A 13,510-nucleotide genomic window follows, 5' to 3' on the forward strand; every position below is an offset into this window, starting at 1 on the left:
CGATACCGCAGCGCGGCTCCCACACGGTCTGCACAATGGGACTTTGCACAGCCAAATATCTACTCTATCACGGGTTTCGGGTGCGCTGGAGCCTGGGGCGGATCGACACTCCCATGCGCGGCTGCCGACCACGCCGCATCCACCCGACACAGCCCTCCACCGGAACCCGTCGTGCCACTTCCCGGTAAGGGGACACAAATGGCTCGGAGGAGCGCTCCTCCGAGCCATTTGTGTCCCCTTGCGCGGTCGGCTGCAGGTAGCCGAGGGCCGGTGCCGGGTCGCGGGCGTAGGCTGTGGGCGTGGCAGACGCAGAAACTCGGGCAGCAATCAGGTACGTCGCTATCGGCGACAGCTTCACCGAGGGTGTCGGTGACGAGCTGCCGGGTGGGCGCGTGCGCGGCTGGGCCGACCTCGTGGCCCAGGGCCTCGCGGATGCAACAGGAGAGCCGATCCAGTATGCAAATTTCGCGATTCGCGGCCGGCTGCTCGCCCCCATCATTGGTGAGCAGCTCGAGGCGGCACTCGCACTCGGCCCGACCCTGGTCAGTTTCAACGGTGGCGGCAACGACATGCTGCGCCCCGGCACCGATATTCCGTGGATCGTCGCCGAGACCGAGCGCGCGCTGGCGCGCATCCGCGAGGCGGGCGCAGAGCCGCTGCTGCTTGCCGGAGCGAACCCGACCGTTGGGATTCCGCGCGGTGCCCAAGTGAAGGCCAAGGGTGATCAACTCTCCGAGGCCGCGGGTGTGCTCGCCACGCGGCTCGGCATCCGGTTCTGCGATAACTGGAGCGACCCCGTGCTCGCGCGGCGCGAGTACTGGTCGCCCGACCGCTTGCACCTCGCACCGGTGGGGCACGCGCGCGTCGCCACGAACGTACTGCGCACCCTCGGCCACCCCATGCCCGTTGACTGGCTGATCGATGCGGAGCCGGTCGCCGCCCCCACCCGCCGCGAGGAGCTTCGCTACGCTCGCGAGCACGTGCTGCCGTGGATCAGGCGTCGCCTTACCGGCCGCTCGAGTGGCGACGGGCGCACCGCGAAGTTCGCCGAGTGGGTGGAGGTCGCTCCGGGCCGCTGAGTCGCGGCACGATCACTTCTGTCTGGTACTGAAGCAATCGAGCCGCGCGTTATTTCCCACTCGCGAAAGGAAAAGCTACCGGTCGAAAGTGGTGACGCCGTCCACCGAAGGAATCCGCACCCAAGCGCCCGACTCGGCACTCCGCACCGATGCATCCACGAGTTCGGACGCCGACCATCCGTCCGCGACGGACGGAGCCAACTGCTCGTTCTCAATTACGGATCGGATGAAGAGTGCGGCTTCAATCGTTTTTAGGTCGTTGAACCCGATTCCCGGGCCAGCGTTCGGCTGGAACCGACCGAACTCCCCAAAGCTGGTATCCGTCAACACGGTCTGGTAGCCGCGAAGATCAGTCGCCACCTCGAGCTGGTTCATGCGCTCGAAGTTCCAACGCAAGGACCCTTGCGTGCCATAAACTTCCAAGATGAACTCCGCGTGAGGGCCGATCGCCACGCGAGTTGACTCGAAGTACCCCACCGCACCATTCTCGAATCTGGCGAGCGCCGCGGCATAGTCCTCGTTCTCGACATCACGCAATGTCGTCGAAGCTTCTCCCTTCGCAAAGCTGTTCGCGGATGCCCCTGCCGGAAGCGGTCGCTGCTGGATGAAGGTCTCTGTGAGCGCGCTGATGGAATCGACCCGACCGACCACGAACTGCGCAAGGTCGAAACCGTGCGAAAGCACGTCGCCCAGCACTCCGGTTCCGGCGCGCTCCTTCTCATACCGCCAGGTAAAAACTTGCTGGGGATCGGAGGCGTAGCTCGTGAGCAGTCGCATCTGCACGTTCGTGATCCTTCCGAGCTTGCCGCTCCTCACAAGCCTCCGGGCTTCGGCGACGGCGGGTGCGTGGCGGTAGTTGAACCCAACCGCGGTGATCAGGCCTGCGGCCGCAGCCCCCTGGGCAATCTCACGAGATTGCGAGGCGCTGATGCCCATCGGCTTTTCAATCCAGAATGGCTTTCCCGCTGCGATCGCGGCCAGTGCAATCTCGTGGTGCAAGAAGTTCGGAGCGCAAATCGAAACAACGTCAACGTCAGGGTGTGCGAGCAGTTCGTGATAGTCCGCGGTGGTCTCACGAAACCCGAGGGCTCCCGCGGCGTGCTCTCTGCCCGACGCATCAGGATCGGCTGCGATCACCAATTCGGGGTAGCGTTCGAGCTCTGGGAAGAACTGGCGCGTCGCGAGGTACGCTCGCGCATGCAGACGCCCCATCCATCCGACTGAGATCAGACCGACTCCAATTCGCTCACTGTTCGACATGTCGACTCCTTCGTCATCAAGTTCGGTGATGCGACGTTACTCTAACGACGCTTGCGCCAGGTTACGACTGGTGCAAGCGCGCTCGGTTGTCTCAATCTGGAACAGGTTGTGTCGCCGTGTCCTTGGTGTACTGAGTAGCAATCGGCGACGCAATGCTGACAATGGAGTCCGAACTTGATGTCGGGCACTCCGAGGCATTCGTCTTCTCACCTACAGGAGAAGGAAAAGTATCCAGATGGACGACTCATCCCAGGCTGACCTCCGAAGTGCGCGTTGGTTCGCACCCCACGATCTGACGGGCTTTGTGCATCGCACGGCGATTCAGGCAGAAGGGTTCTCGAGCTTTGCGATCAAGGATCGCCCTGTTATCGGGATCGCGAATTCCTGGTCCGAGCTCGTGAACTGCAACATCCATTTCAAGCTCTTGGCCGACTCCGTGAAGCGCGGAGTGCTGATGGCCGGCGGGTTGCCGCTCGAGTTCCCGACCATTTCGCTGGGCGAAAGCCTCATGAAGCCCTCAGCTATGCAGTTCCGCAACCTCATGGCGATGGACGTCGAGGAATCGATCCGGGCGTACCCGTTGGATGCGATCGTGATGCTCGGCGGCTGCGACAAGACGGTGCCTGCACAGCTCATGGGTGCGGCGAGCGCGGACATCCCTGCGATCATGCTGACCGGCGGGCCGCAGGAACCCGCTGTCTTCCGGGGCAAGCAACTTGGAGTTGGAACAGACACCTGGAAGTATGCTGACGAGTTGCGCGCCGGCCGCATGACGCAAGCGGACTTCGATGAGTTGGAGGCATCCGCGAAGCCAACGGCAGGCCACTGCAGCGAGATGGGCACCGCCTCGACAATGACCTCGATCACTGAGGCCCTCGGCATGTGCTTACCGTCAACGGCAGCAATCCCTGCTGTCCACGCCAGGCGTGCCCAGGCCGCGGAAGAGACCGGCCGCCGCGCCGTCGAAATGGCGCTCACCGGAGGACCTCGTCCGAGCGAAATCCTGACCCCCGATGCTTTCGATAACGCGATCACCCTCCTCATGGCGGTCGGCGGCTCAACCAACGCAGTGTTGCACCTGCTTGCCCTCGCCCGACGCGTTGGATACGATCTCGACCTCGATCGATTCCATCAGATCTCGGAGCGTACCCCTCGCATCGTGAATGTTCGACCCTCGGGTGAGTATCTGGTACAGCAGCTCTTCAACGCGGGAGGCATTGGTGCGGTACTGAAGGAACTCTCCCCCCTGTTGAATGGTGACGCGATTACGGTCACCGGAGAATCGCTCGCAGCTGGCTTCTCAAACGCGCCGGAGCCTGATGGTGTCGTGATCTCGAAGCTCGAGACGCCATTCGATGTGTCTGGCGGTATTGCGGTGGTTCGTGGATCACTGGCTCCGAGGGGGGCAGTAATCAAGCGCAGCGCCGCGAGTCCAGAGTTGCTCACGCACCGGGGCCCTGCGGTGGTCTTCGAGGACATCTATGACCTGGGAAAGCGCATAGACGATCCTGACCTCGACATCACCGAGGACTCTGTGCTCGTGCTACGCAACTGCGGTCCGGCTGGTGCCCCGGGGATGCCGGAGTGGGGCATGCTTCCCATTCCCGAGAAGCTCTTGAAGCGTGGAATTCGCGATGTCGTGCGCATTTCAGACGCCCGTATGAGCGGTACGGCGTTTGGGACAACGATCTTGCACGTCTCGCCGGAAGCTGCAGCCGGCGGCCCGTTGGCGGTCGTGCGCGACGGGGATCCCATCGTTCTAGATGTCTCGACCCAGCGTCTGGATCTCGACATTCCAGATGAGGAGCTTGAGCGTCGACTTGCCGAACTGCAGTTGCCCGAACGGAAGTACAACCGCGGCTACGGCCGACTCTTCGTCGACCACGTGACGCAGGCCGATGAGGGGTGCGACTTCGACTTCTTGCAGGCGATCCCGAATGAGGAGCCGCAGCGACTCCCCTACGGTCTGTTGAGCGGTTGGCAAGGCGGCTGGTAGCCAGGTACCGGCTCGTGCCAAGCACGCGTCAGGCACGATGCGCCCTGGGCATGATTCGCTTCTCTTGCATGTGAGGCGGTACTTCGGGCACCCAATTGATTTCGCACGCCGTCCACGGCAGAAGGAATGAGGTCCGCGCGATGCTGCAGGGAACTGTGGGTCCGTTCTTCGGCACGTACGGAGGACGCTTCGTAGCTGAATCGCTGGTTGCCGCGATCGATAGCCTTGCTGTCGAATACGAAAAGGCGCGCGTAGACGATGCGTTCCAGCGGCAGCTGCTGGAGTTCTTCCGCAACTATTCGGGCCGTCCAACTGCACTTACCGAGGCCCGACGTCTGTCGGAGCACATCGGTGGGGCCACGATTCTCCTGAAGCGCGAAGACCTCAATCACACCGGGAGCCACAAGATCAACAATGCGCTCGGCCAAGTGCTACTCGCACAGCGGCAGGGCAAGTCGCGCGTCATCGCGGAAACTGGGGCGGGCCAGCACGGGGTCGCGACAGCGACTGCCGCGGCTCTACTCGGCATCGAATGCGTGGTGTACATGGGTGCGGTCGATGTCGAACGACAATCGCTCAACGTCTCCCGCATGAGACTCCTCGGCGCCACCGTCATTCCTGTGACTACCGGTACCGCAACCTTGCGCGATGCAATCAACGAAGCGTATCGAGACTGGGTGGCGACGGCAGACGATACAAACTATGTCTTCGGCACTGCCGCAGGCCCGCATCCGTTCCCGACGATGGTTCGCGATTTCCAGCGCATCATCGGGGAGGAGACCCGGTCTCAGATACTCTCCCGACGAGGACGCCTGCCCGACGCGATCGCCGCCTGCGTCGGCGGCGGCTCCAACGCAATCGGCATGTTCGAAGCGTTTCTCGACGATGCCGATGTCACTCTCTACGGCTTCGAGGCAGCCGGTGATGGGGTCGACACCCCCCGTCACGCGGCAACGCTAACCCGGGGGCGACCGGGCATCCTGCACGGAGCACACTCGTACCTGCTTCAGGATGACGATGGGCAGACGCTCGACTCGCATTCGATCTCTGCCGGTCTCGATTATCCCGGAGTCGGTCCCGCCCACGCATGGCTGCACGATAACGGTCGTGTTACCTATCGACCGGTCACCGACGCTGAAGCCATGGAGGCGGTGCGGCTTCTCAGCCGCACCGAAGGCATCATCCCCGCTATCGAGTCGGCGCACGCGGTCGCGGGAGCGTTCACCGTTGCCCGCGAGCTTGGTTCTGGTCACGACCTCGTCGTGTGTCTCTCCGGCCGCGGCGACAAAGACATGCAAACTGTGGAGGACTGGCTCTCGCTAGCCTGAGACCCACCCTAAGGGGCAGCACAGCGACTAGTCGAATGCCCATATCGGCAAGTCGGGATGCTGCGGCGTGCTCTGATCGCAAAGGCCCCCACCTGCAGTTGCTCTTCAACGTGAAATTCACTCACGTTCTTCTGTCAGCTTCCTCCTCAATCCCAGTTTCGGTGCGCGCGGGATCGAGCGCGAGCGCCAAGTGCTGTCCTGAGAGATCCGGATCGATCTGAGAGACCTGCATCGTACAGCTGAACCCGTCGGTGAGTACGAGGGCGTCATCCGGGGCTTGGCGCAGCGCCGGAACGATCGAGTGCTCGGCCACCTGCATCGACATGTCAAAGTGCTCCGATTCGAAGCCGAAGTTACCCGCGACTCCGCAACACGATGACGATTCCACGATGCTCGACACGCCCCAGGCGTCCAACACACGCTTCTGGGCTCCCGACCCGAAGACGGCGTGCTCGTGGCAGTGGGTCTGCAATACGGCTGATACCGGTGCTGGCGCTGTGGGCTTCCATCCGCGCTGCACAGCCTCATCGACCGCAACCGAGAATGAGCGGACACGAGCGGCGACACGAGCGGCCGCGTCCCCGCCGACCATCTTGGGGCCTTCATCACGAATGGCCGCTGCACAACTGGGCTCGAGCACCACGATATCGCGGTCGGTTCCGTCATCGAATCTCCGGATCAATCGCGCCAGGCGCCGTCGTGCGCCGTCGCGCTGACCAGTTGAGATCCAGGTAAGTCCGCAACAGGCATCGGCGGTGCACCCGACGGTGCGTCCCGTGTTTCCGAGCACCCGCGCCGCCGCTGGGATCGCCTCTGGGCGGAAAGCCTTAGTGAAGCTGTCGGCAAAGATGAGGATCTCGCCTGCCGAATCGAACGCCGCTTCGTCGAGATGTCTCCGGATCTCAGCGCGTGACTTGAACGCCGGCAACCGGCGCCGGGCGCTCACTCCGAGCCGGTCGGCGAAACGTCGAATCACACCCATTCGCGCCCCAAGATTGGCGATCCTCGAGAACCAGCCGATCAGCGGGAGCCAACGCGGGAGCCAGCCGATCGAGTAGTGCGTGAAGGGCCGGATGTGCCCTCGGTAGTGCTCGTCGATGAGTTCGGATTTTGCTTCTGCGATGTCAACGCCCGTGGGGCAATCACTCGAGCATGCTTTACAGGACAGGCAGAGGTCCAGCGCCTCGCGGACCTCTGGCGAGGACCACCCATCGAGACTGTTCGTGTTCGCTCGTGTGAGCTCCTGTAAGACGCGCGCGCGACCCCGCGTACTGTCCTTTTCGTCTTTCGTGGCCCGATAGCTCGGACACATGAAACCACCGCTCGTCGCCCGACATCGACCGACTCCGATGCACGCGTGGGCATTTCCGACGTACGGACTGACCAGCGGTAGCTTGGTATGCGATTGAATCGACAAACCCATCGTGACAGTCTCGGTGATTATCGTCGGCTCACCGAACGTCGGCCCCGGAGCAGGCGTGCCCGCGAGCGCGAGCGCCTCGGTAAAACCGTCGGGGTCAACGATGATTCCTGGGTTCAGCAGGTTCTCGGGATCCCAGATCCGCTTGAACCTGGCAAACAAATCGATCATCTCGGGCGAATACATCACGTTGAGCAGTTCGCTCCTCGCCCGTCCGTCCCCATGTTCCCCCGAGAGTGATCCACCATGGGCGACAACGAGCTCCGCGGCTTCCCTGGTGAAGGCCTCAAAATCTCGCCGTCCGCGGTCGCTGCGCAAGTCGTAGTCCAATCGCATATGCACGCAGCCGGCCCCAAAATGACCGTACATGAACGCCGAATACTGGTACTTTTCTACGAGCGGCAACAGCTCTGAAAGGTAGTCGGCGAGGCGCTCCGGCGCCACTGCAGAATCCTCCCACCCCGGCCACGTCTGCACACCGTCGACGCGGCGGGACGAGAGCCCGGCGCCGTCCTCACGCACCCGCCAGAGCTTCGCTCGGGCGACGGAGTCTGTGACCACTGCGGCATCAGTCACGCGCCCGTGGAGGTTCAGCGTGTCGAGCAACTGCACGCACTGCTCCCGTGCTTTCTCAGCATCGTCCGCAGAAAACTCAACCATCAAGAACGCGTCACCACGGGGAAGTCCGTCCACGCTCTCCGAGCCACGTCGATGGCGCATGATCTCAACGATCGATCGATCGAGGCCCTCAACTGCGGTGGGCTTACTGGCGAGAATATCCATCACATCACGGGCGGAATCGATGGTGCTGACATACCCGAGACACAGCAGCGCCGTTGTTCTCGGTCTGGGCACGAGCTCGACCCGCGCTCGTGTGATGACCGCGACCGTGCCTTCACTCCCGGCGAGCGCAGCAGCGACATCGAATCCCTCTTCAGGCAGCAAGTGTCCGAGATGATACCCCGAAACCTGCCGGGGAATCGTCTGCAGCTCAATGCGGAGGGCAGCGAGATTCACCTGCGTCAGATCGCGGAGCTCAGACTCCAGCTGCTCCGCTCGAACAACTGACGGCAGGTCCTGCAAGTCCACCGCGACGATGCCCCCGCGCGTCAGGCGCAGGTGTGCACCGTCGAGAGTAACCACTTCGACCTCGCGAACGTGTTGCGTCATGCGACCATAAGCCACCGAGTGGTTTCCGCACGCGTCATTACCGATGGAGCCGCCGATGGTGGCACGACTGAGCGATGAGGGATCCGGTGCGAAGGTCATACTGCCGTCGGTCGAGCGTTCCACCAATGCGCGAAGCTCGCCCAGCACGACTCCACTGCCGACCCACACTGACCGGTCGTCGACATCGATTTCACCGACCTCAGTGAAGTGGCGCGAGAGGTCGAGGATCAGACCGCGCCCGACGGCATTGCCCGCCATCGAAGTTCCGCCGCCGCGGGTAGTCACCGGTGTACCGAAAGACCGCGCCGCGCGTAACACGGACCTTACCTGATCAACGGTTCGCGGAAAAACAACAGCTTGCGGTCGAATACGATAGTTCGACGCGTCAAAGGAGTACTCCGAGCGGCGGCGGGGCGAGTTATCGACCTCAATACCGCTATCCCGAAGCTCCGCAAGCAATAGTTCCGTACTCGCTGCTGCAATCGTCAGATCCGACATGCTTCGCCCCAATCGCCACCTACTCCCGAATTCCATTCAGCGTCGGTAGACCTTGATATGTCCCAAAAATGGACTGGGCACCCCTGCTGTGTGCAAGGGTGCCCCGTTCCACCAGAGAGTCATTAGACGCTACTCAGCAAACTCCGCGACGTTCTCCGTCGTGATCAGCGTGAAGGGGAGGGTGTAGCGGTCTTCGACCTTGTCACCCTTGAGGAACAGGTGCACCACTTGCACTGCCTTCTCGCCCTGACCTGCAGAATCTTGACGCACCGTCGCCGTCATATCGCCGGCTTCAATCGCAGCAACCGCTGGGGGGGTTCCGTCAACGCCAATGACCTCTGCAATCTCGCCGGTGCGACCAGCATCCTTGATCGCAGATGCCGCACCAATGGCCATCTCGTCGTTGTTTGCGACAACGGCATCGATCTCCCCGGGCCCGAAGCGCTGAAGAGTATCCTCCATGTTCCGCTTCCCTTCGTCCCGACTGCCCTTCGCCTGGAACTCTGCAACGATCGTGAAGTTGTCGTTGATCGTGCTATCGAAGCCGGACTTGCGGCGGTCCGTCCACGAAGCGCCGTAGATACCCGCGGCGAACACAATGTTTCCGCCATCAGGGAGCTGTTCGTTCAAGTACTCCGCCTGCATCACACCTGCGAGGGTATCGTCCACCCCGATGTAGCTTTCGTACTTGACATCGGCTCCCTCTGCAAACTCAGTAGAGAGAATGAATAGCGGCACGCCTGCCTCTATGACTCGATTGGCTGCGTTCTGGCTCGCCTCTCCGTCGAGGGGCTGCATGATCACTGCGTCAACCTGACGAGTAAGCAAGTCTTCGACCTGAGTGAGCTCGCTCGCGACATCTTTCTTGGAGTCGGCAATGTGGAGCTTCACACCCTCCTCCTTCGCTGCACCCTCCATGGCCTCGACCATGTGTGCCAGATCCGGATCCTGCAGGTCAAGCACTACAACACCGATGTCAAACTGCTCGTCGGCACCAGCGGCCCCCCCGGGGTCGGTGCCCCCGCTCGAGCATCCTGTCAGAACAAGGGCGGAGGCGGCGAACAGAGCCGCTGCTGCGGATATGCGTCGTCGAATATTCATGAGTCTTCCTTTCGAGAATGGTTATTGCGGGAGATTGGACTGGTGTTAATCGGACTTCCACCGGTTCAGCAGAACAGCAAGCGCGAGAATGAGACCTTGGACACCCTGCTGGTAATAGCTCGAGACCCCCAGCAGGTTCATGCCGTTCATTACAACGCCAAGAAGCAGCACGCCGATCACGGTGCCTCGGATCGTGCCCACGCCGCCGAAGAGACTGGTGCCACCAATAACCACTGCAGCAATCACCTGCAGTTCGTACGTGAGTCCCGCCGTCGGAGCGGCCCCGTCCAACCGTGCAGTCAACACAAGTCCGCCGAGCGCGGCGAGACCGCCACCGATGAGGTACACGGTGAAGAGCACCCGGCTCACGGAGATACCGACCTTTTTCGACGACTCTTCGTTGCCGCCGATGGCGTAGACGTGCGACCCGAATTTCGTTCGGCTGAGGACGAAGTCGCAGATCAGCGCGGCGATGATGAAGATGATCACCGGTACCGGGATCGGTCCGATGAAACCGGCACCGAGCCACTCAGCGGGGCCGCTCAAGCCCGAGACCACCTGACCGTCGGTGATGACGAGCGCTGCGGTACGAGCGATGGCCATTGTGGCCAGTGTTGCGAGGAACGGGAGGATCTTTCCCCACACCACCAGCGCGGCGCTGAGGAAGCCCACGAGTAGACCGGCGCCGAGCCCTGCCAGCAGAGGAATCCAGAGCGCGGTGCCGCTTGAGGGTGCGAGTATCGCGAAGACCATGCCCGCGAGACCCACGACCGATCCGACCGAGAGATCGATTCCGGCGGTGATCATGATGAAGGTCATGCCGAGCGCGATGATGCCGATGATCGATGACTGGCGCACGACGTTGACAAGATTATCCAGAGTCAGGAAGTTTGGTGCGGCAATCGAGAGGAAGATCAGCACAGCAGCGAAGATTACGAGGATTCCGTAATCGCCGAAGAAGTGCTTGATGCGAACCGCGGAAGACGGGCCTTCCTGGTTCGTTTTTCGCAGCATGACTGCGACCGTGTTGGTGTTCATGCGTCGCTCCCAATAGTCGGAACCTGTACTGTGCTGGTGGAGGTCGAGGTACTGCCTATGCGACGGCGTTCCTGAGGCACCTCTGTCGGAGAGGCTTCATAACCGTCGAGTGTTCCCTGCGAGATCAAATGTGCAATCTCGGACTCGGTCACCTGATCCATGCGGAATCGACCGACCACTTCGCCCTGGCGCATAACGGCGCAACGGTCGGCGACCGCGAATGCTTCGTCGAGTCGGTGTGTGATGATAATCACGGCGATTCCAAGATCCTTAAGCTTCTGAGTCACCTCGATGAGCTTGTCGACCTTCGCAACCGAGAGGTTTGCCGTCGGCTCATCCATGATGATGAGCTTGGCGTCGAATGCGAGAGCACGGCCGATCGCAACTGCCTGTCGCTGTCCACCCGAAAGCCGCTTTACCTTGAGCCGAGGATTGATCGGGATGTCGAGACGATCCAGCACTCGGTTTGTCTCGCGCTCCATCTTCTTCTTGTCGATCACGCGGACCAGCGGCCCAATGATGTTCTTCTGCGGCTCGCGCCCCAGGAAGATATTGGTGCGTACATCAAGGTTGTCGGCCAAGGCGAAGTCCTGGTACACCATCTCGATACCGGCGGATCGCGACACTGCCGGAGTTGGGAAGGAGACCGTGGCGCCATCCATGCGAATGGTGCCGTGATCTGGTTGGTACACGCCCGTGAGCACTTTCATGAGCGTCGACTTGCCAGCGGCATTGTCGCCTAGGAGGGCGAAGGTTTCTCCGGGCAGCACGTCGATACTCACACCTCGGAGCGCGGTAACCGCTCCGAAAGTCTTCTGAATATTATTGAGGGCGACCAGCGGAGTGGTCGCTGAGGGTGCGTCGGTCATGTCATCCTCGTCGTTGATGGATCTCTGGCTCCGCTGAGTTGTTGCCGCCTCCGGCCCTACCTCCGCGGTTATTTAACTATCGATTATTACCGGCGATGCACTTTGTACCGCTTTGAGACACCGTGCCGCAGCACCGCTCCAACACACGGCAGTACCCCCGAGAGGCATTGAGCTTCCCGGGGGTACTGCCGTGTGTTGAACTGTTACACGCTCTGGCGGCCGAGCCGCGCGTACACATCCGGCTTCCGGCGCCGCAGGTACAGAGCGTAGGTGATCCCACCGAGGAAGAGCGCAAACGTGAATGACATGAAGATCACCGTCAGCACAATTGACCCCTCGATCAGGTCGGAGTAGTTGGTAATCGCCAGATAGGTGATGATGCCCAGGAACACTGCGCTGAGCGCTGGGGCCACGAGCGTCTTCCAGACGGACTCTGGCTGGGTGCGATGTCGGCGGACGAAGTAGACAAAGACCGCGATGCTGGTGATGAAGAGTAGGAGGAGAACGGAGAAGGTGCCGCTTCCGCTCGCCACAGGATACAGATTCTCAGGAGGTACCCCCAGCACGGTGAAGAGGACGATCGCGGCGGCCCAGAGTAGTCCAACCGAGAGTGCTGAGACGTGCGGGGACTTGTGCTTGGCGTGGACCTTGCCCAGCCTCGCCGGAAGCACGCGATCGACGGCGAGCGAGAAGCTGTAGCGCGCGGCGATGTTCTGGATCGAGAGCATCGACGCGAGAATCGAGGTAATCAGCAGGACTACGGCGATGTCTGCGAATGTCTTGCCGATCAGGCTGGTCAATGCGTCACCAAAGAGATTGACCGTGTTCGCCTCGGCCGCAGTCTGCGCGGAATCGCTTCCGAGAAACGCGATGTATGCCCAGGCCGCGAGCGCATAGAAGAGCCCGATGCCGACGACCGCGAGATACGTGGCCCGGGGGATGGTGCGTTCCGGATTCTTGACCTCCTCGCGATAGATGACTGTGGCTTCGAACCCGAGGAAGTTGCCAACGGCGAAGAGCAACGCGAGACCAAGTCCGGCATCGGTGATCCATGGCAGCGTGAAGCCGACGTCGTGCGCCGCGTTCCCGGCGTTGTTCATGAAAGAGAACACGTTAAATGTCAGTACGACCAAGACCTCAAGCATCATCACGATCGTGAGCACCTTCGCGGAAAGATCGATGCGGTTGTATGCGAGGAATGTGGTGATCGCGATGATAGCGAGCGCGAACCAGTACCAAGGGATGTTGGGTCCGTTGAGAGTATTTACGACGAATCCCTGCAGCGTGAGTGCGAAGAGTGACGGAGCGAAGAATCCGATAAACAGGTAGCCGAAGAGTGCGAGGAGTGCGCCGCCGAGACCGGCCGGCTTTCCGAGGCCGGCCGTCACAAATGCGTAGAAGCCACCGGGATTCTCGACGCTGCGGCTCATCCGCACGAACCCGACCGAGAAGATGAGGAGCATCACCGTGAGCAGCAGGTAAATTCCCGGCGCGCTGTGCCCGCTGAAGATCAGAAGCACCGGAATGAAACCGGCGACAGTGGTGAGCGGGGACGAGAAGGCGAGCACGCTCATCACGAGCTCCCCTACACCCATATTGCCGCTGAGGCGCTGCTTCGGTGCCTGCTCTGCGGTATCCGCCGGATGCTGTGTTGCGCTTGTCATGAAATCCTCGTCATCGAACGATCTTGTTTGCAGAATAACCGTAAATCCGATTCCCCACGGTGAAATGTTCCAGCCTGGAACACGAAT

9 protein-coding genes are annotated in these 13,510 nt (G+C 61.5%); 3 read left to right on the plus strand and 6 right to left on the minus strand.

The genetic code is table 11. The features are described from left to right. Positions 1-299: 299 nt before the first annotated feature. Entirely contained in the window at positions 300-1,079 is a 780-nt protein-coding gene (locus ACTNFJ_RS11000) for an SGNH/GDSL hydrolase family protein (RefSeq protein WP_435906318.1), read from the plus strand. 75 nt (positions 1,080-1,154) lie between these two features. Here ACTNFJ_RS11000 and ACTNFJ_RS11005 read toward each other — a convergent pair whose 3' ends face one another. Continuing rightward, on the minus strand, positions 1,155-2,339 hold the full coding sequence (locus ACTNFJ_RS11005; protein ID WP_435906319.1) for a Gfo/Idh/MocA family protein: 1,185 nt from the start codon (positions 2,337-2,339) through the stop codon (positions 1,155-1,157). A 235-nt stretch (positions 2,340-2,574) separates the two neighbouring features. Between ACTNFJ_RS11005 and ACTNFJ_RS11010 the strand changes: the two genes are divergently transcribed. Further along, entirely contained in the window at positions 2,575-4,335 is a 1,761-nt protein-coding gene (locus ACTNFJ_RS11010) for an IlvD/Edd family dehydratase (protein ID WP_435906320.1), read from the plus strand. A 140-nt stretch (positions 4,336-4,475) separates the two neighbouring features. Continuing rightward, positions 4,476-5,663 carry a tryptophan synthase subunit beta gene (trpB, locus tag ACTNFJ_RS11015; protein WP_435906321.1) on the plus strand — a complete coding sequence of 396 codons (1,188 nt, stop codon included), beginning with the start codon at positions 4,476-4,478 and terminating at the stop codon, positions 5,661-5,663. Positions 5,664-5,784: 121 nt separating this feature from the next. Here trpB and ACTNFJ_RS11020 read toward each other — a convergent pair whose 3' ends face one another. The 5 genes from ACTNFJ_RS11020 to ACTNFJ_RS11040 form a co-directional block, all read right to left on the minus strand. Continuing rightward, complete coding sequence (locus tag ACTNFJ_RS11020; RefSeq protein WP_435906322.1) at positions 5,785-8,751, minus strand: FAD-binding and (Fe-S)-binding domain-containing protein; 2,967 nt, start codon at positions 8,749-8,751, stop codon at positions 5,785-5,787. A 129-nt stretch (positions 8,752-8,880) separates the two neighbouring features. Continuing rightward, the gene (locus ACTNFJ_RS11025) at positions 8,881-9,852 is read right to left on the minus strand and encodes a sugar ABC transporter substrate-binding protein (RefSeq protein WP_435906323.1); all 972 of its coding nucleotides are present in this window, start codon (positions 9,850-9,852) and stop codon (positions 8,881-8,883) included. A 45-nt stretch (positions 9,853-9,897) separates the two neighbouring features. After that, positions 9,898-10,890 carry an ABC transporter permease gene (locus tag ACTNFJ_RS11030; protein ID WP_435906324.1) on the minus strand — a complete coding sequence of 331 codons (993 nt, stop codon included), beginning with the start codon at positions 10,888-10,890 and terminating at the stop codon, positions 9,898-9,900. Beyond that, positions 10,887-11,759 (minus strand): ATP-binding cassette domain-containing protein, encoded by an 873-nt coding sequence (locus tag ACTNFJ_RS11035; RefSeq protein WP_435906325.1) that lies wholly within the window; start codon positions 11,757-11,759, stop codon positions 10,887-10,889. Before ACTNFJ_RS11035 ends, ACTNFJ_RS11030 begins: the two co-directional genes overlap by 4 nt. A gap of 203 nt (positions 11,760-11,962) precedes the next feature. Beyond that, entirely contained in the window at positions 11,963-13,423 is a 1,461-nt protein-coding gene (locus ACTNFJ_RS11040; protein WP_435906326.1) for an APC family permease, read from the minus strand. Between the last annotated feature and the right edge of the window lie 87 nt (positions 13,424-13,510).

Origin of the sequence: Leucobacter shiyiweii (assembly GCF_052446065.1) — a bacterium.
Lineage (GTDB): Bacteria > Actinomycetota > Actinomycetes > Actinomycetales > Microbacteriaceae > Leucobacter.

Coding starts and splice junctions, on each gene's coding strand:
- ACTNFJ_RS11005 (WP_435906319.1), bottom strand. CDS start 2,339: ATGTCGAACAGTGAGCGAATTGGAGTCGGTCTGATCTCAGTCGGATGG.
- ACTNFJ_RS11010 (WP_435906320.1), top strand. CDS start 2,575: ATGGACGACTCATCCCAGGCTGACCTCCGAAGTGCGCGTTGGTTCGCA.
- trpB (WP_435906321.1), top strand. CDS start 4,476: ATGCTGCAGGGAACTGTGGGTCCGTTCTTCGGCACGTACGGAGGACGC.
- ACTNFJ_RS11020 (WP_435906322.1), bottom strand. CDS start 8,751: ATGTCGGATCTGACGATTGCAGCAGCGAGTACGGAACTATTGCTTGCG.
- ACTNFJ_RS11025 (WP_435906323.1), bottom strand. CDS start 9,852: ATGAATATTCGACGACGCATATCCGCAGCAGCGGCTCTGTTCGCCGCC.
- ACTNFJ_RS11030 (WP_435906324.1), bottom strand. CDS start 10,890: ATGAACACCAACACGGTCGCAGTCATGCTGCGAAAAACGAACCAGGAA.
- ACTNFJ_RS11035 (WP_435906325.1), bottom strand. CDS start 11,759: ATGACCGACGCACCCTCAGCGACCACTCCGCTGGTCGCCCTCAATAAT.
- ACTNFJ_RS11040 (WP_435906326.1), bottom strand. CDS start 13,423: ATGACAAGCGCAACACAGCATCCGGCGGATACCGCAGAGCAGGCACCG.